16 protein-coding genes are annotated in these 21,431 nt (G+C 72.1%); 7 read left to right on the top strand and 9 right to left on the bottom strand.

Going from position 1 to position 21,431, the window contains the following annotated elements; all coding sequences use genetic code 11:
• Positions 1 to 8: 8 nt before the first annotated feature.
• On the bottom strand, positions 9 to 1,607 hold the full coding sequence (aceB, locus tag F4554_RS14265; RefSeq protein WP_179787831.1) for a malate synthase A: 1,599 nt from the start codon (positions 1,605 to 1,607) through the stop codon (positions 9 to 11).
• 174 nt (positions 1,608 to 1,781) lie between these two features.
• On the opposite strand from aceB, the gene F4554_RS14260 reads away from it, so the two are divergent.
• From F4554_RS14260 to F4554_RS14245, 4 genes are all read left to right on the top strand, one after another.
• The gene (locus F4554_RS14260) at positions 1,782 to 3,242 is read left to right on the top strand and encodes an MFS transporter (RefSeq protein ID WP_179787830.1); all 1,461 of its coding nucleotides are present in this window, start codon (positions 1,782 to 1,784) and stop codon (positions 3,240 to 3,242) included.
• Entirely contained in the window at positions 3,239 to 4,693 is a 1,455-nt protein-coding gene (locus F4554_RS14255) for an FAD-linked oxidase C-terminal domain-containing protein (protein ID WP_179787829.1), read from the top strand. The genes F4554_RS14260 and F4554_RS14255 overlap by 4 nt, the downstream gene beginning before the upstream one ends.
• On the top strand, positions 4,674 to 5,864 hold the full coding sequence (locus F4554_RS14250) for an FAD-binding protein (protein ID WP_202889293.1): 1,191 nt from the start codon (positions 4,674 to 4,676) through the stop codon (positions 5,862 to 5,864). The genes F4554_RS14255 and F4554_RS14250 overlap by 20 nt, the downstream gene beginning before the upstream one ends.
• A 76-nt stretch (positions 5,865 to 5,940) precedes the next feature.
• Positions 5,941 to 7,359: a (Fe-S)-binding protein gene (locus F4554_RS14245; RefSeq protein WP_179787828.1), complete on the top strand. Its 1,419-nt coding sequence runs from the start codon at positions 5,941 to 5,943 to the stop codon at positions 7,357 to 7,359.
• Positions 7,360 to 7,400: 41 nt separating this feature from the next.
• Here the strand turns inward: F4554_RS14245 and F4554_RS14240 are convergent, their stop codons facing one another.
• Positions 7,401 to 8,132: a TetR/AcrR family transcriptional regulator C-terminal domain-containing protein gene (locus tag F4554_RS14240; RefSeq protein ID WP_179787827.1), complete on the bottom strand. Its 732-nt coding sequence runs from the start codon at positions 8,130 to 8,132 to the stop codon at positions 7,401 to 7,403.
• Between the two features lie 31 nt (positions 8,133 to 8,163).
• Between F4554_RS14240 and F4554_RS14235 the strand changes: the two genes are divergently transcribed.
• Positions 8,164 to 9,681, top strand: a complete 1,518-nt coding sequence (locus F4554_RS14235; RefSeq protein ID WP_179787826.1) for a glycoside hydrolase family protein — start codon at positions 8,164 to 8,166, stop codon at positions 9,679 to 9,681.
• A gap of 346 nt (positions 9,682 to 10,027) precedes the next feature.
• Here F4554_RS14235 and F4554_RS14230 read toward each other — a convergent pair whose 3' ends face one another.
• The 5 genes from F4554_RS14230 to F4554_RS14210 form a co-directional block, all read right to left on the bottom strand.
• Entirely contained in the window at positions 10,028 to 10,522 is a 495-nt protein-coding gene (locus F4554_RS14230) for a DUF3145 family protein (RefSeq protein WP_179787825.1), read from the bottom strand.
• Between the two features lie 231 nt (positions 10,523 to 10,753).
• Entirely contained in the window at positions 10,754 to 11,530 is a 777-nt protein-coding gene (locus F4554_RS14225) for a DUF72 domain-containing protein (protein ID WP_179787824.1), read from the bottom strand.
• Positions 11,531 to 11,620: 90 nt separating this feature from the next.
• Positions 11,621 to 12,574 (bottom strand): VWA domain-containing protein, encoded by a 954-nt coding sequence (locus F4554_RS14220; protein ID WP_179787823.1) that lies wholly within the window; start codon positions 12,572 to 12,574, stop codon positions 11,621 to 11,623.
• A complete protein-coding gene (locus F4554_RS14215) occupies positions 12,571 to 13,566 on the bottom strand; it encodes a DUF58 domain-containing protein (protein WP_179787822.1) in 996 nt (331 codons plus the stop codon). Before F4554_RS14215 ends, F4554_RS14220 begins: the two co-directional genes overlap by 4 nt.
• Complete coding sequence (locus tag F4554_RS14210) at positions 13,563 to 14,918, bottom strand: AAA family ATPase (RefSeq protein WP_238341297.1); 1,356 nt, start codon at positions 14,916 to 14,918, stop codon at positions 13,563 to 13,565. The genes F4554_RS14215 and F4554_RS14210 overlap by 4 nt, the downstream gene beginning before the upstream one ends.
• A 138-nt stretch (positions 14,919 to 15,056) precedes the next feature.
• Here F4554_RS14210 and F4554_RS14205 point away from each other — a divergent pair, with 138 nt between their 5' ends.
• Entirely contained in the window at positions 15,057 to 16,340 is a 1,284-nt protein-coding gene (locus F4554_RS14205) for a hypothetical protein (RefSeq protein WP_179787821.1), read from the top strand.
• Between the two features lie 9 nt (positions 16,341 to 16,349).
• On the opposite strand, the gene F4554_RS14200 is transcribed toward F4554_RS14205, so the two are convergent.
• The gene (locus F4554_RS14200; RefSeq protein ID WP_179787820.1) at positions 16,350 to 17,948 is read right to left on the bottom strand and encodes a lytic transglycosylase domain-containing protein; all 1,599 of its coding nucleotides are present in this window, start codon (positions 17,946 to 17,948) and stop codon (positions 16,350 to 16,352) included.
• Between the two features lie 195 nt (positions 17,949 to 18,143).
• Positions 18,144 to 19,571 (bottom strand): MFS transporter, encoded by a 1,428-nt coding sequence (locus F4554_RS14195; RefSeq protein WP_337796034.1) that lies wholly within the window; start codon positions 19,569 to 19,571, stop codon positions 18,144 to 18,146.
• Positions 19,572 to 19,864: 293 nt separating this feature from the next.
• On the opposite strand from F4554_RS14195, the gene F4554_RS14190 reads away from it, so the two are divergent.
• Positions 19,865 to 21,328, top strand: coding sequence for a hypothetical protein (locus F4554_RS14190; RefSeq protein WP_179787819.1), 1,464 nt, complete (start codon positions 19,865 to 19,867; stop codon positions 21,326 to 21,328).
• The last annotated feature ends 103 nt before the right edge of the window (positions 21,329 to 21,431 follow it).

Below are 21,431 nucleotides of genomic sequence, written 5' to 3'. Positions count from 1 at the left end.
CCCTGCGGTCAGTCGATGCGTTCGTACGCCGGGACGGTCAGGAAGTCCGCGTAGTGCTCGGCGAGCGCGACGGTCTCGAACAGCTCGCGGGCCGCCTGGAACGGCGCCGCGTCGAAGGCCTCCGCACCGAGCGCCTCGCGGATCCTGGCCAGCTCCTCGTCCTCGATGCGGTGCACCAGGTCGGCGGTCACCACCTCGCCGGTGTCCAGGCGGACGCCGTTGGCGATCCACTGCCAGATCTGCGAACGCGAGATCTCCGCGGTGGCGGCGTCCTCCATCAGGTTGAAGATGGCGACGGCGCCGTTGCCGCCGAGCCAGGAGGCGAGGTACTGCAGGGCCACCGAGATGTTGTTGCGCAGCCCCTCCTCGGTGACCTCACCCGGCGTCGACCTCACGTCCAGCAGCTGCGCGGCGGTGACGTCGACCTCCTCGCGCAGGCGTTCCAGCTGGTTGGGCCGGTCGCCCAGTGCCGCGTCGAAGACCTCCTTGCACACGGGCACGAGGTCGGGGTGGGCCACCCAGGAGCCGTCGAACCCGTCGCCGGCCTCGCGTTCCTTGTCGGCCCGGACCTTGGCCAGCGCGGTCTCGTTGACCTCCGGGTTTCGCCGGCTCGGAATGAACGCCGCCATGCCGCCCATCGCGAACGCGCCCCGCTTGTGGCAGGTGTGCACCAGCAGCTCGGTGTAGGCGCGCATGCAGGGCGCGGTCATGGTGACGGCGTTGCGGTCGGGCAGCACGAAGTCGCGCCCGGCGTCGCGGAAGTACTTGATCAGGCTGAAGAGGTAGTCCCAGCGGCCGGCGTTCAGGCCGGAGGCGTGCTCGCGCAGCTCGTAGAGGATCTCCTCCATCTCGAACGCCGCGGGGATCGTCTCGATCAGCACGGTCGCCCGGACCGACCCGGCGGGGATGCCCAGGCGCTCCTCGGCGAAGGTGAACACGTCGTTCCACAGCCGCGCCTCGAGGTGGCTCTCCATCTTCGGGAGATAGAAGTAGGGCCCGCTCCCCCGTGCCAGCAGCTCGGCGGCGTTGTGGAAGAAGTGCAGGCCGAAGTCGGCCAGCGCGCCCACCATCGGCCGGCCGTCGACCAGCAGGTGCCGCTCGTCCAGGTGCCAGCCGCGGGGGCGGACGACGATCGTGGCAAGCGTGGCGTCGTCGCGCAGGGAGTAGGACTTGCCGCCGGGCGCGCTGAACGACACCTTCCGGCGTACGGCGTCCGCGAGGTTGACCTGGCCGCCGACGACGTTGGCCCAGTGCGGTGTGTTGGCGTCCTCGAGGTCGGCCAGCCAGACGTTGGCGCCGGAGTTGAGGGCGTTGACCGTCATCTTGCGTTCGGTCGGGCCGGTGATCTCCACCCGCCGGTCGGTCAGGTCCGCAGGTGCCGGCGCCACTCGCCAGCTCGGGTCGTCACGGACCTCGCGGGTCTGCGGCAGGAAGTCCAGCCGCCCGGTGCGGGCGACCTCCGCCCGGCGCTCCCGGCGAGCGGCCAGCAACTCGTCGCGGCGGGCGCCGAAGCGCTGCTGCAACTCCGCGAGGAAGGCAAGCGCCTCGTCGGTGAGGATCTCCTCGCCTCGTTCGACCTGTCCGCCCGCGACGGTGATGTCGACCACGATGTGCACCTTTCTTCCCGATCTTCGGCCAGTGCAACGTCTAGCACATGCCACCGACGGTCGCCCGCCGGTGACCGGTGCGTACCACCCCGTGCCCCGGCCGGTCCGGGAGGCGACGAGGATTGACAGAGCCAGTTGACAGGGCCAGTGGGACGAACCGGAGGGAGCCGCCGCGTGCCGACACCGAGGTTCGGAGTACCCACCAGACTGCTCGCGTCCCTCGCGTTCGGCACCGTCCTGAACCCGCTGAACTCCTCGATGATCGCGGTCGCGCTGGTCCCGCTCCAACGCGAGTTCGGCGTCGGCGTGGCGACCTCCAGTTGGCTCGTCTCCGGCTTCTACCTCGCGGCGGCCGTGGGCCAGCCGCTGATGGGACGGCTGGTGGACCTGCTCGGCGCCCGCCGGTTGTTCGTGGGCGGGCTAGCGCTGATGTGCGCGGTCTGCGCCGCCGCTCCCTTCGCCCCCGGCTTCTGGTGGCTGGTGGGCATCGGGGTGCTGATGGCGGTGGGCACATCGACTGCATTCCCCGCCGCGCTGGTCCTCATCCGCACCGCGGTGGAAAGTGGCGACCGGGTTGCCGGACAGAAGTCGGCCGGGAGCCCCGGTAACGGGTCGCGTCCCCCGTCTGCCGCGCTGGCGGCGCTGACGGTGGCCGCCTCGACCAGCGCCGCGCTCGGGCCCGTGCTCGGCGGGTTCCTGGTGGCGTTCGCCGGCTGGCAGGCCGTCTTCCTGGTCAACGTGCCGTTCACCGCCGCCGGCATCCTGCTCGCCGTCCGGCTGCTGCCGAGGCCGCCGGCGCACTCCGCGGGTTCGGAGCCGTTCCTGCGTACGGTCGACCTGCCCGGCCTGTTGCTGTTCAGCGCCACCCTGACCGGGCTGCTGGTGTTCCTGCTGTCGCTGGCCGACCGGCCGCAGTGGTGGCTGGTGCCCGCCGTCGTCGTCCTGGCGGCGGTGCTGGTACGTCAGGAACTGGCCGCCCCGGCGCCGTTCCTGGACATCCGCGGCCTGGTCGCCAACCGCGCGCTCTCGTCCGTGCTCGGCCAGCAGTGCGGGGTCAACCTGGTGTTCTACTGCGTCTTCTTCGGCCTGCCGCTGTGGCTGGGCTCGGTGCGCGGGTTCGGCTCGGACACCGTGGGGCTGCTGATCCTGCCGCTGGCCCTGATGGGCGTGCTGATGACACCGGTGGCCGCCCGGGTGGTGAGCCTGCGCGGGTCACGGGCGACGCTGGTCTTCGGCTCGGCCGTGCTGCTGGCGGGCACGCTGGTTGTGCAGTTGCTGCACGCGTCCAGCCCGATGATCGTGATCGTGGTGGCCGCGCTGTTGTTCGGCATCCCCGGCGGGTTCAACAACCTCGGCCTCCAGACCGCGTTGTACGAGGCCAGCCCGCCGGAGCGGATGGGTTCCTCGGGCGGGTTGTTCCAGACGTTCCGCTACCTCGGCGCCATTCTGTCCACCAGCGTCCTCGGCATCGTGTTCGAACGCGACCTGAGCACCAGGGGCCTGCACCACGTCGGCTGGCTGATGACCGCTGTCGCGGCCGTCCTGCTGCTGCTCGCCCTCGCCCGCCACAGTGGTCGGCGCCGCCACGTAGGATCCGGGGACACGATGTCGATCGCGGACGGGGAGGCGACATGACGCCCATCACGGACCTGCGCGACACGCTCACGGCGGTCCTCGGCCCGGCCGGGGTGATCTCCGATCCGGTCGAGCTGCGCACCTACGAGTGCGACGGGCTCGCCGGCTACCGCGTGGTCCCCTCGCTGGTGCTGCTGCCGACCACCACCGCCGAGGTCGCGGCGGTCGTACGCGCGTGTCACCGGGCGAAGGTGCCGTTCGTCGCCCGGGGCGCCGGCACCGGACTGTCCGGCGGCGCCCTTCCCGTGGCCGAGGGCGTGGTGATCTCCCTGCAGCGGATGCGTGCGCTGGTCGAGGCCGACCCGGCCAACCACCGGGCGGTCGTCCAGCCCGGGGTCACCAACCTCGCGATCAGCCGGGCGGTCGCCGCGTACGACCTCTACTACGCCCCCGACCCGTCCAGCCAGCAGGTCTGCACGATCGGCGGCAACGTCGCGGAGAACTCCGGCGGCGCCCACTGCCTGAAGTACGGCTTCACCACCAACCACGTGCTCGCCCTGGAGACCGTGCTGCCCGACGGCAGCGTGGTCTGGCTCGGCGGCCCGTCACCGGAGGTCGCCGGGCCCGACCTGCGTGGGCTGATGGTCGGCTCGGAGGGCACGCTCGGCATCGTCACCAGCGTCGTCGTGCGCCTGCTGCGCAAGCCGGAGGCGGTGCACACCCTGCTGGCCGACTTCCCGTCCATCGAGCAGGCCGGCAACACCGTGACCGACATCATCGGCGCGGGAATCGTCCCGGCGGCGATGGAGATCATGGACCAGCTGGCGATCGAGGCGTCGGAGGCCGCGGTCGGTGCCGGCTACACCCTGGACACGCCGGCCGCGCTGGTGATCGAGCTGGACGGCCCGGCCGACGAGTGCGGTGAGCTGTTCGAAGCCGTGCAGGAGCTGTGCCACCGCAACGGCACGACGAAGATCCGGGTGGCCGCCGACGACGCCGAACGCGCCCGGATCTGGACCGGCCGCAAGGCGGCGTTCGCGGCGGTCGGCCGGATCAGCCCGCAGTACTTCGTCCAGGACGGCGTGGTTCCGCGCACCCGGCTGGCCGAGGCGCTGGGCACGATCGCGGCGATGGGAGCCGAGGCCGGGCTGCGGGTGGCCAACGTCTTCCACGCCGGCGACGGAAACCTCCACCCGCTGGTGCTGTACGACGACGCGCGCGGCGAGCACGAGCGGGCCGAGAAGCTGTCCAAGGCGATCGCCGAGCTGTGCGTCGACCTCGGCGGGTCGCTGTCCGGCGAGCACGGGATCGGCACCGACAAGGCCTGCTCGATGCCGGTGATGTTCGGCGAGGACGACCTCGCGACCATGGACCGCGTACGCCGGGCGTTCGACCCCGACGGGCTGTGCAACCCCGGAAAGGTGCTGCCCACGCCGCGACTGTGCGGGGAGAAGCCGGGACCCTACCGACCCCATCCGCTGGAGGCCGACGGTGTCATCGAGCGTCTCTGACCGCACCTCGACCGGCGAGTTGCCGACCGTACGCCCCACCGACCTGGCCCAGGCCCGGGACGCGATGCGCGACGCCGCTCGGGGCGGTCACCGGGTGCTCGTGCGCGGCGCGGGCACCGCCCAGTCGTGGGGCGCGCCGGTCGGGCCCGTCGACGTGGTGGTGGACACCACCGGGCTGGACCAGCTGGTGGCGTACAACCCGGCGGACATGACCGTCGCGGTGGGCGCCGGCATGGCGATGGCCGACCTGCAGGCCCGCCTGGAGGGCCAGCGGGTCGCCCTGGACGCCGCGCGGATCCCGGACGGTGCCACCGTCGGGGGCCTGCTGGCCACCGGTGACGGCGGACCGCTGCGAGCCACCTACGGCACACTGCGCGATCTGGTCATCGGCGTCACGGTCGTGCTCGCCGACGGCACCGTGGCCCGCAGCGGCGGGCACGTGATCAAGAACGTCGCCGGCTACGACCTGACGAAGCTGTTCGCCGGTTCGCTGGGGTCGTTCGGGCTGGTCGCCGAGGTGGTGCTTCGGGTGCACCCCAGGCCGGAGGCGAGCCGCACGCTCGCCGTCACCTGCCCGGTGACCGAGGCGGTGGCGGTGGCCGGCGTCGTGCGGTCCTCACCGCTGGAACCCGTCGCGGTCGACTGGCACGACGGCCGGTTGCTGATGCGCTTCGAAGGTACGACCGCCGGTGCAGCCACCCGGGCGGACAAGGCGCGTGAGCTGCTCGGGCGCGGTGAAGTCCTCAGTGGTGGCGCCGAGGACGCCGCCTGGTCGAGCCTGGCGGCGCTGGTCCGCGGCGAGGAGGGCCGAACCGTGCTGCGCGCCGGCACCCGCCCGGACCAGCTCGCGGAGCTCGCCACGCTCCTCGACTCCCTCGCCGACCGGCACGGCGTGTCGGCCGCCCTCACCGCGGGGGTCGGGGTGGGTGTCTCGACCGTCGCCCTCACCGGCGGGAGTCCGACCGGCCACGGCGCGGTGCTCGACGCGTGGCGGGCACGGGTGCTGGCCGCCGGCGGCAGTGTCACCGTGCACCGCGCGGTGGAGGGGACGTTCGAGGTCGCCCCCGCCTGGGGCCCCGCGCCCGCGACGGCGCCGCTGCTGCGGGCGATCAAGCAGAAGCTGGATGCAGACCACCGGCTGGCTCCGGGGCGGTTCACACCATGGTTCTAGCGCCTGGCGTTGCGGATCCGGTGCCCTGCTCGCCGCATTCCGTGCCCTGCTCGCCGCAACCGGGAGGACGTTCGCGATGACCGACCATCTCGCCCAGCCCGCCCCCGCGGGCGACGCCGGGTCCGAGGACATCTTCGGCCACCTTCACCCCTCCACCGGTGAAGGCCGGGCGGACGGACCCGGCAACTTCGACGCGCACCACCCGCCGGACAAGGACCTCCTCGACGACTGCGTGCACTGCGGGTTCTGCCTGCCCACCTGCCCCACGTACGCCCTGTGGGGTGAGGAGATGGACTCCCCGCGCGGGCGGATCTACCTCATGGACCTCGTGCGTGAGGGCTCGGCGTCCTTCGACGACCAGTTGGTCCGGCACTTCGACACCTGCCTGGGCTGCATGGCCTGCGTGACGGCGTGCCCCTCCGGTGTGCAGTACGACAAGCTGCTGGAGTCGATGCGGCCACAGATCGAGCGCCACCACGCGCGCGGGTGGGCCGACCGTACGTTCCGCGAGCTCATCTTCGCGCTCTTCCCGCACCCTCGCCGGCTGCGCCTCGCCGCGATCGGCGGGCTGGCCTACCAACGCAGCGGCCTGCCCGGGCTGCTGCGCCGGGGTCGTTTGCTGGACCGGCTGCCGCCCAGGCTCCGTGCGCTGGAGTCGCTGCTTCCGCCGATCCGGGCCCGCGACCTGGTGGCCGACCCGCCCGAACGCGTGGCCGCGGTCGGCACACCGCGCCGGCGGGTGGCGGTGCTCACCGGCTGCGTGCAGCGGGTCTTCTTCGCCGGGGTCAACGCCGCGACCGTGCGCACCCTCGCCGCCGAGGGCTGCGAGGTGCTGATCCCGCCCGAGCAGGGCTGCTGCGGGGCGCTCAGCATGCACACCGGCCGCGAACCCGAGGCGCTCGCCCGGGCTCGGCAGACCATCGCGACGTTCGAGCGGTACGACGTGGGCACGATCGTGGTCAACGTCGCCGGCTGTGGCTCGTCGATGAAGGAATACTCCACACTGCTGCGCGACGACCCCGACTGGGCGGACCGGGCGGCCGCGTTCAGCGCGAAGGTGCGCGACGTCACCGAGGTGCTCGCCGAGCTGGAGCCGCGGGCACCGCGCAACCCGATCGAGGGCCGGGTCGCCTACCACGACGCCTGCCACCTGGGCCACGCGCAGCGGGTGCGGTCCGCGCCGCGGGCGATGCTGGCGACGATTCCCGGGCTGGAGGTCGTCGACCTGCCCGAGGCGGAGCTGTGCTGCGGATCGGCAGGGGTCTACAACCTGCTCGAACCCGACGCCGCAGCGGAGCTCGGCCGACGCAAGGTGGCCAACGTCCGCTCGGTGGAGCCCGACCTGGTGGCCACCGCCAATCCCGGCTGCCTGCTGCAGATCCGCCGGCACCTCGGCGAGCAGGCGCCGCCGCTGCTACACCCGGTCGAGCTCGTGGACGCGTCGATCCGAGGCGAGTCGCCGCTTCGCTCCACCGCGAACCCGACTGCTCGGTGACGCGCGACCGGGAAGCGGTTCACGGCCAGCCTGCCGGCGGGCTAGGGCCTGTCCTGGCGACCAGGTAGCCGGGCGGCGACGCCGTCCAGCAGGAACTCCACACCGAGTGCCACGCTGTCGTCGTCGCTGGGCCCGGTCGGTGCCGACAACCAGTCGCGCAGCAGCGAACACCGCGCCTCGTCGGCCAGGTCACTCATCGCCCGGATCGCGGCCACGAAGTCGCCGGCGCCTTCCAGGCCGTACCTCACCCGCATCCGGTGTTCCTCGGCCGCCTGCAGGCCCGCGCCGACCAGGTGCCGGTCGAGCAGGGCGGCGTACGTCATGGCCTGGCCGACCGACAGGCCCTGTCCGGTCAGCACTGTCAGCATGAACTCCGTCCGCCGCATCAGGTGCGGGCCGGCCGGCGGCCTGGTGTGCACGAGTTCGGCCCACCACGGGTGCCGGACGATCATCTGCCAGGTGCGGGCCGCCAGCCCGGTCAGGTCCGAACGCCAGTCCGAGCCGGCCGCGTCGGGCACCTCCACCTCGGCCACGGCGGCGTCGAGCATCAGGTCCGTCAATCCGTCCTTGCTGCCGACGTGCCGGTACAGCGCCATCGGCGTGACCGGGCCGAGCCGTGCGGCCACCGCCTGCATGGTCAGCGCGTGCCGGCCGCCCTCGTCGGCGACCTCGACCGCGGCGCGCACGATCTCCTCCCTGCGCAGTCCGCGTCGCCCCTCGGGAAGCGGCCGGGTCCAGATCGTCGCTATGGAGTCCGAAAAAGAGGTGGCCACCCGCGGAGTTTACGTCATACACTTCGGGTTTATGTCATATACCTCTCAGTCCCCGGCCACTTTCCCGAATCCGGCGGACATCCGGCTGGGAATCGTCCGCGGGATCAGCTACGGGCTGTTCGGGCCGCCGGACGAGTTCGTTCCGCAGGCCCGTGGACTCGGCGCCGGGCTGGTCCGGGTCTACGTCTACTGGGGACAGGTCGAGCGCACCCCCGGTGAGGACGACTGGTCGGTGGTGGACGCGTTCCTCGACCAGCTCGACGGCACCGAGGAGGTCTGGGTCACGGTCTGCTCCAGTTCCTCGTGGGCGACCCGGCAGCCGACCGACTTCCTGCCGCCCTCCCCCGCCCACGACCTGGCCGCCTACGCCGACTTCGTACGCCGGCTGGTGACGCACTGCGCGGGCCGGGTGCACTACTGGCAGTGCGACAACGAGCCCAGCAACACCGGCCTGCTGTGGGCCGGCACCGCGCCGGAGTACGTCCGCCAGCTGAAGGCGATGTACGCCGCGGTGAAGGAGGTCGATCCGATGGCCACCGTCGTGCTCGGTGGCTGCGGCTACGACGTGCTCGCGAGCGAGCCGGGCAGCCCGCCCAGGGAGTTCTTCGGTCACCTCGCCCGGGACGGCCGCGACCACTTCGACGTCTTCGACGTCCACCTCTACGACCAGCCCGCCCGGATCCCCGACCACCTCGCGACCGCGCGGTCGCTGATGCGCGCACACGGCTACGAGAAGCCGGTCGTGGTCGGTGAGTACCGCGGCCCGACGCCGTTCTGGTTCCCGGAGGCTATGGCCGTGATCACCGAGACGATGATGTCCGCATTCGCCGGCGCGACCGAGGCCGCAGCCGACCTCAGCACCGCCGAGCTACGTGCCCAGGCGGGCCGGGAGACTCCCGAACGCAGGGCGATGCGGGCGCTGTACGCCAGGCCGGACCTGCCGCCGGAGCTGGCGATGTTCCTGGCGGACTGCCCGCCGGACCTGGAGGCCAGGCGGCGCCGGATGGGCTGCCGGGACCTGGTGATGCGCAACCTGCTGGCCCTGTCGGCCGGGGTGTGGCGCACGATCTGCTGGGATCTCGCCCCGGAGGTGCCCGGTCGCGTCGACCACCTCACCATGGCCCACCTGATGTACGCGACGTTCCCGTTGCTGGAGTACGAGGGGACGAAGCTGAGCGTGCGCCACCCGGAGGCGGAGACGTTCGCCCTGCTGGCCAGGCTGCTCACCGGCGCCCGGACGATCACCCGCCGGCCGGTGCCGGGGCGGCCGGAGGTGGCGGCGTTCGAGGTCGACCGCGGGCAGGCTCACCCCCTGCTGGTCGTCTGGGACGAGCAGCCGGACCTGTTCGCCGGCGAGGACCTTCCGGCGCGGTCGGTGGAGGTGCCCTGGCCGGGACTCGACAAGGGCGCGACGGTGGAGGCGGTAGGGACGGTGAAGGCCGTGGACGCGTTCGGTGCCGCCGTGGCGGTGGCGGCGCGGCCGGACGAGGTGGTGGTTCCGGTGTCCGTCACGCCGGTGTTCGTCTCCCGCGGCGCCGAGGTGTCCTGACGGCTGTGCCACGCCGGCACGCACGCGTCGGTGGCGTCGACGCCGTCGGTGAAGGGGGCGAAAGTCGCGGACAAAAACGAGGGCGTGACCACTCGGGAGTGGTCACGCCCCACGTGGTGCGGCCGCGTTGCTCGGCTGCCGAGGTCGCCCAGTCGGCCCGCCGCGCGGCCACGTCTTTGTCAGGCACACGCCTCTTTGTCAAGCACAGTAGAGATGTTCAGCCGCGATGACGAGTGTTTGTGTCTCGCAGCTTTGCGTCACCGGAAGATTACCCGTACGCATGGCAGTCCGGTCAACCCCAACCAATCGGTAATATCGCAAACCTTTGGCCACAGCCCCGCGGACCTCACACGACCTGGTGCAGCCAACGCACAGCGGCGCCCTCACCCGCGTGCCGGAACGGCTCCAGCTCGTCGTCCCACTGCTTGCCCAGCACCCGCTCCAGCTCGTGCTCGAGTGGGGACTCTCCCAGCCGGGCCTTCACCATCGCCGCCTTCAGCCGGTCCTCGGGGACAAGGATGTCGCCGTGCGGACCGGTGACAGCGTGGAAGAGGCCCAGCGTCGGGGTGTAGGAGTAACGAGCGCCCTCGCAGCCGGGACTCGGCTCCTCGGTCACCTCGTAGCGCAGCTGGCGCCATCCACGAAGCGCTGAAGCGATCGCCGCAGCGGTGCCGGGGTTGGCCTGCCAGGACAGCTCGGTTCGCTGGGCGCCGACGCAGGCAGGCTGCGGCGTCCAGTCGAAGGTCACGCGCACGCCAACAACGCCGGCGACTGCCCACTCCACGTGGGGACATACCGCCGACGGCGCCGAGTGGACGTACAGCACACCTCGTGTCGTCACCGGGACCACCTCTCCTGGTCGAGCGAGCGCCTTCCCCAGCGTCCTCGACACACGAAGCAGCAGTCCGATACCGGGTCAGTTTGCCGGAAGCTCCCGGCGTACGCCATCCGCCCCCGCGTGTCGCGTTCTCGGCGCGTCGCGGCGCCGGCTCCGCCACGCACCCGGCGGACCGTCCTGCCGAAGGCATGGGGCGGCCGCCCACAGTCGCGTCCGCGGCGACGGCCCGAACGCTCAGATCCCAGTCAGGGAACGCGGATCGGGCGTGCGGGTGACGGTTCGGCCGGCGGCCGCGGCCAGCTTGGCGAACGCCGCGGCGTCCACCACCGCCGCGCAGCCCGGGTCGTTGTTGAAGTACGCGAACACGTCGGTGCCATCGCCGTAGACGTCCGCGATTCGCTCCACCCAGGATTTCAGCGCGGCCCGGCCGTAGCGCGGCCACGGGCGTGCCTTCCCCTCGTGGAAGCGGACGTACCCCCAGTCCGTCGTACGCCACAGCGGGGTGAGCGGGCGGCCCAGGCGGTCGGTCCAGGTGAGTGCCGCGCCGTGGCGTTCGAGCAGGCGGCGTACGTCGTCGGTCCACCACGACTCGTGCCGCGGCTCGACCGCGACCCGGACGCCGGCCGGGAACGCGGACAGGCACTCGTCCAGCCGCCCGGGCTCGGCGCGCAGGTTGGGCGGTAGCTGGACCAGGATCGGCCCGAGGTTCCCGGCCAGGCCGCGGGCGTGGTCCATCAGGCGGTGGACGGGTTCGGCCGGCTCGCGCAGGCGCTTGAAGTGGGTGAGGAACCGGCTCGCCTTGACCGCCACCGTCACGTCCGCAGGCAGCCGGTGGTTCCACGCCTCGAAGGTTTCGTACGACGGCAGCCGGTAGAACGCGTTGTCGAGCTCCACCGTGGCGAAGCGTTCGGCGTAGTGCTCCAGCCACAGCCGTTGCGGCAGCTTCTCCGGGTAGAACCTCGCCCGCCAGTCGCGGTACATCCAGCCGCAGGTCCCCACCAGGATCGGCATCCGCGCGCACTCCCCTCAGGAGGGTTCCGAACCGTCATGCCCGACGCCAGGGCACCGGCTTCCCAGTGGCGGGGTGGCGCGGGTGGCGGGTCAGGGCAGCCGGCCGAGGAAGAACATCGACGCCCCGGCCGCGCACAACGCCATCAGCAGGGCCACCCCGGTCCACCAGGAGGTGATCTCCTGCTTCTCCTGGGTGTAGCCGACCGAGGATCCGATGTCGGTGTAGACCTGCTCCAGCTCCTGCCCGGACTCCGCGGTGTAGCTGCGCCCACCGGTGTCCTGCGCGATCTGGCGCATGGTGTCCTCGTCGACCGGGACGGGGGTGCGCTGGCCCTCGATGTCGACGGTGCCGAACGGCGTACCGAACGCGATGGTGTAGATCGGCACCTTCGCCGCCTTGGCCGCCGCCACCGCCTCGTCCACGCCGCGGCCGACGTTGCGGTAGCCGTCGGACAACAGCACGATCCGCGCCGGTGGCGGCTCACGAGGGTGCGCGGGGTCGGGCGGCACCTGTTTGATCGCGTCCAGCGAGGTGAAGATCGCCTCGCCGGTGGCGGTCGACTCGGCGAGCTGCAGGCCGTTCACGGCCCGCTCCACGTCGTCGCGGTTGGTGGTCGGCGGGACCAGGATGTTCGCCGTACCCGCGAACGACACCAGAGCGACGTTGAACTTCTCCGGCAGGTCCGAGACGAACGCGTTCGCGGCCTCCTGCGCCGCCTTCAGCCGGGTGGGTGAGACGTCGTCGGCGCGCATGGAGATCGACACGTCGACCGCCACCACGATCGTGGCGCGTTCGCGGGGCACGCGCACGGTGGCCTCCGGCCGGGCGAACGCGGTGACCATCAGCCCCACACTCGCCAGGGTCAGCCCCAGCGCCACGTGCCGCCGCCAGGCCGGGCGCCGCGGCGCCACCCGGGACAGCAACGCGAGGTTGGTGAACCGCAGGGCGTACCGGCGCCGGCGCCGCTGCAGCAGGAGGTACGCCACGACGAGGACCGGCACGATCAGCAGCAGCCACAGCCGCTCGCCGGCGAGGAACGTCATACGCCTGCTCCTCTCGCGGGCGGGGCGTGCAGCCGCTGGGCCACCCGCCGGTGTCCCAGGACGAAGCGGGCCGTGTCGGAGACCCAGTCGCGGTCGGTTCGCAGGGTGAGGTGGGCCGCACCGGACCGGCGCAGCGCGGTGCGGACGCGCGCACGGTGCGCGGCGGCGGCCTCGGCGTACTTCGCGCGCAGCGTGACGTCGCCGGTGTTCACCTCCTGCACGTCACCGGTCTCGGGGTCGGTCAGCCACACCACGCCCACGTCGGGGATCTCCAGCTCGCGCGGATCGAGCACCTCCACGACCAGCACCTGGTGACGGGCACACAGCAGCCGCATCGGGCGTTCCCACGCCAGCGGTGCACCGGGATCATCGCCCGAGCCGTCCAGGAAGTCCGACACCACGACCCGCAGACCGCGCCGAGGGTTGGTGCGGGAGAACCTGTCCAGCGCGGAGGAGAAGTCGTCGTCGGCCTCGTGGACGGCGGTGCGCGGTTCGGTCAGCAGCGACCGCAGCAGGCCGTACAGCGCCAGCCGGCCCGAGCGCGCCGGCCACCGCCGCACCCGCCCGCCGCGCAGCACCACCCCGCCGAACCGGTCGCCCAGCCGGTGGGTCAGGAACCCGACGGTGCCGACCGCGGCCACCGCCAGCTCGCGCTTTTCCAGGGCGGCGGTGCCGAAGTCCATCGACGCCGACATGTCGACCAGCGTCCAGGTCTCCAACTCCCGGTCGGAGATGACGTCGCGCACGTGCGGAGTGGTGGTGCGGGCGGTGACCGACCAGTCCATCCGGCGTACGTCGTCCTCCCCCGGCCGGTAGACGCGCGCCTCGGCGAGTTCGGTGCCGGGACCGGGCAGCAGGCCGAGGTGCTCACCGTGTAGGAACCCCTCCAGCCGCCGGACGATCGTGAGCTCCAGCCGGCGCAGGGCGCGTTCGGGCGCGAGGTGGGCCAGGCTGAGCTCACCCCGGTGGTTGGTGGGAACCTGCCGGATCACCGGAACTCCGGCCGCCGCGTGCCGCCGTTACCGGGACCACCGTCGTCACCGGGCCGGCCCGGTTGGCCTGGCTGGCCTGGCTGGCCTTGCTGGCCCGGTTGGCCTGGGTGGCTCTGTGGTTGGCCGGCCGGGCTGGGCTGGGCGTAACCGGGCTGGTCCGGTTCCGCGGCTTCGCCGGGTTCCTGCCGCCACACCGGCCGAGGAGGGGGTACGACGGACAGGACCCGCTCGACCACGCTGGTCGCGCGTACCCCGTCGGCGACAGCGTCGAAGCCCAGCACCAGCCGGTGCGGGATCACGTCGCAGGCCACCTCCTGCACGTCCTGCGGGAGTACGTAGTCGCGTCCCCGCATCAGCGCCAGCGCCCGCGCGGAGGAGACCAGCCCGAGCGTGGCCCGGGGGCTCGCGCCCACGTCGATCACCGGTGCGAGTTCGGGCAGGTGGTACTCCACCGGGCGCCGGGTGGCCAGCACGAGCCGCACGATGTAGTCGGCGACCAGCCGGTGCACGAAGACCTGGTCGGTGGCGTGCTGGAGCGCGATGATGCGTTCGGGGTCGAGCACCCTGCGCGGCTTCGGAGGGTCGACGCTCATGCGTTCCAGGATCCGGAACTCCTGCTCGGCGTCGGGCAGGTGCACGTCGACCTTGACCAGGAACCGGTCGCGCTGCGCCTCCGGCAGTGGGTACACGCCTTCGGACTCGAGGGGGTTCTGGGTGGCGATGACGATGAACGGCGAGGGCAGCGGGAAGGTCCGCCCGCCGACCGACACCTGGCGTTCGGCCATCAGTTCCAGCATCGCCGACTGCACCTTGGCCGGCGCGCGGTTGACCTCGTCCGCCAACACGAAGTTGACGAAGACCGGACCGAGCTCGACGTCGAACGACTCCTTGCTCGGGCGGTAGATCCGGGTGCCCACGATGTCGGACGGAACCAGGTCGGGAGTGAACTGCAGCCGGGCGAAGTCGCCGCCGACCACAGTGGCGAAGGTACGGACCGCGAGGGTCTTGGCCACCCCCGGCACACCCTCCAGCAGGCAGTGCCCGCGGGCGAGGAGCGCGACCATCAGGCGTTCGACCATGTGGTCCTGGCCGACGATGACCCGCTTGATCTCCGCCAGGGCGTCCGCGACCAGTGACGCCTCGGCGGCCGGGACGCCGGCGGCCTGCGGCACCGCGCCGTTCCCGGTGTGGGCTGGGTCGTACGTACTTCGGTGGTTTGGGTCGCGCGCGGTGTCCTGGCCGGTTGTGTGCGGGGTTGGGTGCCCGGTCGCAGGTCCGGTCGTGTGCCCGGTTGGGTGCGCGGCGTCGGACTCTGGCCGGCTTTCGGCCTCGCTGCGGTCAGGCGTCGTCATGTGGCGATTCCTCTCCGGGCGCGGGGACGTCGGTATCGTCTGCCACGCGACCAAGCGTGCCATCACTTCGCGGACCACACCCGGCCCGCTCCCTTTCCACTCCCTTCCCAGGCGGCCTCGATCACCACGGGGGTTTCGATGACCGACCCGCTGCGCCCCACCGACCCGCGGCAGTTCGGGCCGTTCGGGGTACGTGGCCGACATGCGCAGCACGCGGCAGGCGTGGTGTTCGCGGCGTACGACCCGGCCGGGCGCCCGGTGGCGGTCACCGTGCTGCACGCGGGGGCGGCGGCCGACCCGGCGGTCCGGACACGGTTCGCCCGTGCTGTGGACGGTCTTGCCCTGCGCGAGCCCGGGCGGGTGCTCGCCGCCGAACTCGTTGCGGAGCTGCCGTGGGCGGCGGTTGCCGACGGTGGCCCCGGTGCGGCGGGCGGCCCCGGTGCGGCGGACGGTGCCGCGCTCGGACTGCTGGACGCCGCGGCGCTGCCCGGCGGCGCCCCCACGACCGCGGCGTGGGACCGGCACAGCGGGCCGGAGTTCGCGCCCCACTGGACCGGCACGACGGCTGCGGACACGGTTGCCTCCGCTGCGGACACGGTTGCCTCCGCCGCGGGGCGCCCCGCCGGTCGCCACGCACCCATGGCGCCCGGTGGCCCGACCGATACCGTACGCCCGGCGAACACGCGGCGTTCACTGGCGATCCTCGCCGTCGCGGTGGCCGCGGCCCTCACCGTGGTCGTCGGCGGCGCGCTCGCCGCGAACCTCTGGCTGGCCGGCCGGGACGACCGCTCCGCCGGCACTGCCCCGGCGCCGTCGTACCCGGGCGAGTCGCCGGACGCCGACGTCCCCACTGCCGTTCCCAGCGCCGTTCCCACGATGTGGCCCCGGACGCCGGAACCGACCTGGACCGGGGCGGACGGCCCCGACGGACCGGTCGCCGGACCGACCTTCGGGGTCGGCGAGCCGACGGTCACCATGAACCTCGCCGGGCTGCCGTTCCAGTTCCGGGTGCCCAGCTCGTGGGGCTGCCTGCGCAGCACCCGCGGCGGACAGGACGTGGTGCGCTGGGTGTGCGTCGACGACTCCTACGCCCTGTCGGGGAAGCCCGGGACCCCGCCCGGAGGGATCATCGAGGTCAGCCGATGCCCGGCACCGTGCGACGGAACGGCCTGGGCGAAACTGCGTGACCAGCTGCCCCGTCCACAGACCGACTGGCGGCGTACCGACGACAGCACGACCTACGCCGAGTGGTCGGTGGGCGCCGGCAACCAGCTTCAGGTCTCGGTGGCGATGAGCCACGTGTTCGCCGCGACTCGCGGTGGACCGGTCGACCAGCATGTGGCGGTACGCCTGACCGGCGCACCGGAGAACACGAAGACGCTGCAGAAGATCGTCAACGAGGTCCGCGCGCGGACTCCCTGACCGGAGGCGTCACCGTCCTCGAGCACAGGCGTGTGCGGTCGGTGTCGGTATTTTCGGTTTCGGCTTGGGTGTCGGTTTCGGTGTCGGTTTCGCGCTCGGGTGCGAGGGCCTCGGCGTGGCGGTGGAACGTAGTGTCGGTCGCGCCGTCGGCGTTCGTCGTGGCGTCGCTGCCGGAGCGGGACTCCGGTCCGGCGTACACGTCGGTCTCGGCGTCGGTGTCGGGGTGTGCGTCGGTGTCGGCGTGCGTGTCGGCTTCGGTTTCGCCGTGGGGTCCGGCTCGGGCTTCGCGGTCGGACTCGGCGTTCGGCTCGGCTTCGGCGTGGCCGAGGGCGTTCGGCTCGGGCGCGCGGTCGGTTTCCGGCTCGGTTTCGGCATCGACGTCGGATTGGCTGTGGGGCGCCTGGTCGGCTTGGCGGTGGGGCGTGGCGTGGGCGTCGGATCGGACGTGGCTGTCGGTCGCGGATGCGCCGTCGAGGTCGGGACCGGTGCCGGCACCGGCACGGTCGGGACGGGCACGGGCGCGGTCGGCCCCGGATTCGGCGCCGCGGTGGGAGGTGCCGCGGTGGGAGCCGGCGGGTACGTCTGGCCCGGCGCCGGGGGATACGGATATTGGTAGGGGTACGGGTACGGATAGCCGGGATAGCTCGGATAGCCGGGATAGTTCGGATAGCCGTACGGATACGGATAGGGGTACGGCCGGGCGCCCGGCGCCGTCGGCGCGGCAGTCGGGGCAGCGGTCGGCGCGGGTACCGGTACCGGTGGCGGTGCCGGAACCGCCGGAACGGGAGCAGGCACTGTCGGCGCGGCAGGCGGGGAGGCGGTTGGCGCGGGTACCGGCACCGGCGCGGGATTCGGCAGTTGCGCACCGGCCAGCGGACTCTGGTCGGTGCTGCCGGGAAGCGGCGCCGATCGGCCGGCCGTGTACGCGTCGATCCAGGACAGGACCTTCTGCACGTACTTCGTGGAGTTGTTGTAGCTGTAGAGAGCGGTGGCCAGCTCCATTCGGTTGGACAGATCCCGCTGGCCGGTGCAGAGGTAGTTGGCGGTGGCCAGCGACGCGTCGAACACGTTGTTGATGTCGGCCACGCCGTCACCGTTCCCGTCGGCGCGGTAGCGCGCCCACGACGCCGGGATGAACTGCATCGGGCCGACCGCACGGTCCCAGATGACGTTGCCGTCCAGCCTGCCGCGATCGGTGTCGGCGACCGCGACGTAGCTGCGTCCGTTCAGCACCGGGCCGAGGATCGGCCGCAGTGTCGTACCCGCGCTGTCGACCGCGCCGGCACGGGCGTGGTCGGTCTCGACCTTGCCGACGCCGGCCAGCATCTGCCACGTCAGCCGGCATCCTGGTGCGGACCCGGCGAGCCGCAGGGCGGCCGAGCGGTACGCCTGCAGCACCACCCCCGGGATACCGAACTCCGGCGGCGGCGCCGCTCCCGTGTAACCCCCTGGCGGTTCGACGCTGGTGATCGCCGTTCGCTGGCCGTTGGCGGCCGACTGGGTGCCCTCGGTGGCGGCGAAACTGTTGTACGGCTGGCTGGAGGCAGCCGGGATCAGGGACACCGCGATAGCCGCCGCGGCCAACTGCACCGCCGTTCTGAGCCTCATCGGCAACCCCCCGGAACTCCCACGATCGCACGGGCGTCCGGGGCTGGCAGCCCGACTCCTCATCCGGGGCAGGTGGTTCGGCACAACGCCATGGCAGGTCGGTGAGTCGGTTCGTTTCTGCCGGTGGCCACCGGTGGGACAGTTTCCGTCGCCGGCCGTCGGCCGGACAGTAGTTCAGTCGCGCAGCCGGTCGGTTCAGTCGTTCGGCCGGACGGTGTTCGTGTCCGCGCGTACCTGCCGGCTCAGCACGATCCCGCCTGCCGCGACGGCAATCATCACGGCGTAGATCGAGCCGTACACCACACCAGGTGACGCGTGTCCGTGCAAGGTGGCGAAGATGACGCCGCCGAGCCCGACGAGCGCGACGTTGCCGAAGGAGTCCGCCATCTGGGCGGCGGCACCGGCGGCGCCGTGCTCCTCCGGCCGGGAGTATCCGAGGACCAGCACCGACAGGCTGGCCGTCGCCAGTCCCATCCCGAGGCCGCCGAGCATGCAGCTGATCACGGCCAGCCACGCCGGGACGAACGGCAGCACGATGAACATCCACACGCCGATCGCGCAGGTGACGAACACCGCGCCGGCCCGGACCAGGCTGGGCCGGGTGGCGCGCAACGACGGCCTGCTCTGCCACCACGAGCCCGCCGTCCACCCGAACGAGCCGAGGGAGAGGGTGAGGCCGGCGATGGTGGTGGACAGCCCGCGGTGCTCCACGAGCATCAGCGGGACGAACGACTGCCAGCCGAAGAAGGCGCCCGCGAAGATGCCGCGCATCCCGACCACGGCGGGCAGGCCGCGGGCGAACCGGAGCGTTCCCGGCGGGAGCAGCCTCGGGAGGCTCAGCACCAGGGTGGCGACGCCGACCACGACCAGGAGCAGGCTCCACCAGGTGCGTTCCTGGCCGGCGTACTGCAGCAGGCCGATACCGACCGCCGCCCCCAGCGCGCGCCGCTTGCGGCCCGAACGCGCGGCCGACGGCTCCACCGTCGGCAACCCGCTCAGGCTGGGAATCACCAGGGCGAGCGGCAGCAGCGTCAGCGGCACCAGGCCGAGGAAGACCAGCCGCCAGGTGAAGTGTTCGGTGACCGTGCCCGCGATCACCGGCCCGATCAGCGACGGGAGCACCCAGGCGCTGGAGATGGCGGCGAAAACCCGGGGCCGAAGCTGCGCGGGAAACGCACGGCCGACGATGACGTAGAGCGTGACGACGACCGCGCCGCCGCCGAGTCCCTGGATCATCCGCCCGAGGACGAACAGTGTCATCGTCGGCGCCCCGCCGGCCACCAGGAGGCCGGCGCCGAACAGCACCGTGCCCACGACGAAGGGGATGCGCGGGCCGAGCCGGTCGCACAACTCGCCGGAGATCACGGTGGCGAACATGCTGGCCGTCATGAAGCCGGAGAAACCCCAGGCGTAGAAGGCCAGGCCGTCGAGGTCCTTGACCGCCACCGGCATGGCCGTGCCGACCGCCATCCCCTCGAACGCGACCAGCAGGACCAAGGCGACGATGCCGATGGTGAGTGCCCGGTAGGGCGGACGGAGGATGCCGCCCTTCGACGCGGCGGGAGTGGTCTGGTCGTCGGGGGTGTCGGTGACGGCTGCGGGCGGGGTCCTGGATGCACTCACGAGGAGCCACGCTATCCGGCACCACCCCCAACGCCCATCGGGAATCGGTCCGATCCCTCTCCGCCTCCCGGCCTAGGTCTTCGGGGGCTCCGGACGGGTCGGACCTGGTCCGAAGGCAGTCCGAACCCGGTGTAGCCGTACGGCAACCGAAGTTGGCCAGAAGTTCGTCCCGCGTCCGCTGTTCCCGCCGAAGGATTCCAACCAAGCTGGGGCCCTCGCCTGATCTCCGTATCAACCGGCATGGACTCCCTGCTTGGAACCCGGGCTTCGAAACCCCGGCTTGGAGGAAACAGATGCGTGTTCGTCGTTCCGGTGCCCTCACCGCGGCGGTGGGAGCAGCGTCCCTCGCCGCTCTCACCTGCCTCGCCGCGCCCGCGAGCGCGTTGGCCGGCCCGCCCGCCGGGGCGGGCTCGACGCTCGCGCCGAAAGCCGGCACCGATCGGCACTGGTCGTCGTTCGCCGTTCACCGGGACGGGCCGTCCGTACGGGTCCCCGTCCGGGCGGCCGCTTCCGGGGAGGCGCTCCTCGACCTGACCGTCGCCGCGCCGGGCACCGACTGGGCGGTACGCGGCAAGGAGTCGGCCGTGCTGTCGGTGTACGTCGACCGCAGGTACGAGACCGACGTCGTGGTCACCGGCGATGCACCCGTCGCGCAGCAGATCGCCCTCGGCCACCTGAACAGCGGACCGCATCTCGTCGAGCTGAGGTTCGCCGACGAGCGGTCGGCGCCCGCCGCGCAACAGGTCGACGTGTCCCACTTCGCCTTCGACGTGCACGGCCGCTCCGACGCGGACTACTCCGCCCTGCGGTTCGCGCCGATCCTGCACGGCCGCGACCTCGCGCAGTACGGCGACGCGAACCAGAACGCCACCACCGACACCCCGCTCATCGCCTGGCACGAGTCCTCGTCGGCGTCGGCTCCCGGGCACACCCGGCTGACGTACTCCATCATCTGGAGCAACGAGGACGGCGGCACCAACACTCCGGCGCTGATGGCCCGCTGGGGACGCACGACCGACATCGAGTGGATCTACGCGGTCGAACTGGACGAGAACGGTGAGCGGGTGCCCGGCAGCGACACCTACCAGGCGCCCAACCACCAGACGCTTCACTTCCAGGGCGACTACGAGGGCGACCACCCGCAACTGCAGACGTGCACCTCGAACAACAACGTCTGCGACGAGGTGGACAACCCGATGCGGTTCTTCCCGTCGGCGCTGCAGACCAGGCCGGCCGGCAAGGCACGCGAGGCGGTCATGGACGCCAACCCCTGGACGTACCTCGTGATGGCCAAGGAGATGATCCGCGAAGGCAAGATCGAGGCGCCCGCACCGAACACGCCCTCCACCCCGGAGGTCAGCGACCAGCGCAACTACCTGTACGCCGTGGTGAAGAAGTCCACCGACGGACCCAACTCCGGCTCGTCGTGGGTGGGCGTCGCGCTGGGCGTACGCCTGAAGTCCGGTGACACGGTCTACCTGTCCCACCACGAGGAGCCGAGCTGGTCCCTGCAGCGCGACGACCCCGCCGCGACCACGGTGGAGCTGCCGGCCGGTACGACGCAGGACGACATCGCCGAGATCACTGCCCACCGCGTCGTGGTCGGCACCGACTCCGGTGCCACGGTCCACGTCACCGGCATCCAGCGCGGCTTCCTGCTGGGGCAGGACTATCTCCCCCAGCCGTCGTTCCTGTCCTGGTCCGGCGACGTGACGCTGACCGCCGCTTCGCCGTCGGCGGTGCTCTGGAGCCGGTGACCCGGCTGGTGACGCGGGTGTGCCGGCGTGCCCTATCCTGAGGACCGGTTCAACCGGCGGTGGGGCTCGCCGGCACAAACCGCGGCACCGGCGCCGCCAACGG

Source organism: Actinopolymorpha rutila (assembly GCF_013407855.1).
In the GTDB taxonomy this organism is placed as follows: domain Bacteria; phylum Actinomycetota; class Actinomycetes; order Propionibacteriales; family Actinopolymorphaceae; genus Actinopolymorpha; species Actinopolymorpha rutila.
Note: the sequence above shows the minus strand (reverse complement) of the source record. Positions and strands in the feature narration are given on the sequence as shown.